Here is an 855-nt window from a genome sequence, read left to right on the forward strand (position 1 = left end):
CCTAGGCTCGGGGCTCGATGCCCGAGCCAGAAGGTGACGGTGGCGGCCGGCGTGATGGCTGCGAAGAAGGTGTGCGCGCAGCGGTCGTGACGCCTGGCGATGCGGTGCCAGTCTTTCGGCCGGCCGAACATGATCTCGATACGGTGGCGCTGGCGGTAGAGCGCGGGGTCGTGCGGGATGGGCCGCTTGCGCGAGCGCGTCGAAGGGATGCAGGGCGTGATGCCGCGGTTTTGCAAGGCGGCGCGGAAGCGGGCGCCGTCGTAGCCGCGGTCGGCGATCGGCTCGCGGGCTGGCGGCAGGCGCGCGAGCAGGATGGCAGCCCCTCGGTGGCCGCTGGCCTGTCCTGCGGCGAGCAGCAGCGCGACGGGGCGTCCGTGGCCGTCGCAGACGGCGTGAAGCTTGGAGTTCAGCCCGCCCTTGGTTCGGCCGAGCAGGCGGGGAAAAGCCCCTTTTTGAGCAGGCTGGCCGCGGTGCGGTGCGCCTTGAGGTGGGTGCTGTCGATCATGATGCGCTCAGGCGCCCCGCCCTCGGCGGCGAGTGCCGCGAAGATACGGTCGCACACGCCCATCCGGCTCCAGCGGACGAAGCGGTTGTAGGAGTCTTGTGGGGTCCGTAGGCCGCGGGCGCGTCGCGCCAGCGCAGGCCGTGGCGAAGGACGTCGATGATGCCGCTCGGCACGCGGCGGCCGTCCACGCGCGGGATGCCACGGGAAAGCGGGAAGTGCGGCGACAGGCGGCGCATCTGCGCGGGCGAGAGGAGGAAAGGCGGCTTTGGGCCGGGCATGGCGGAACCTCCGCCATGCTCAGAATCATACACCCTCGCGTCGCTCCAAGCGATTAATGGGTCCCGAGCCTA

1 pseudogene is annotated in these 855 nt (G+C 71.0%); it reads right to left on the minus strand.

Going from position 1 to position 855, the window contains the following annotated elements:
* A pseudogene (locus K1J50_RS18805) lies at positions 1 to 783 on the minus strand (IS5 family transposase); the annotation flags it as partial.
* Between the last annotated feature and the right edge of the window lie 72 nt (positions 784 to 855).

This window comes from Caldovatus aquaticus (assembly GCF_019458025.1).
GTDB classification, from domain to species: domain Bacteria; phylum Pseudomonadota; class Alphaproteobacteria; order Acetobacterales; family Acetobacteraceae; genus Caldovatus; species Caldovatus aquaticus.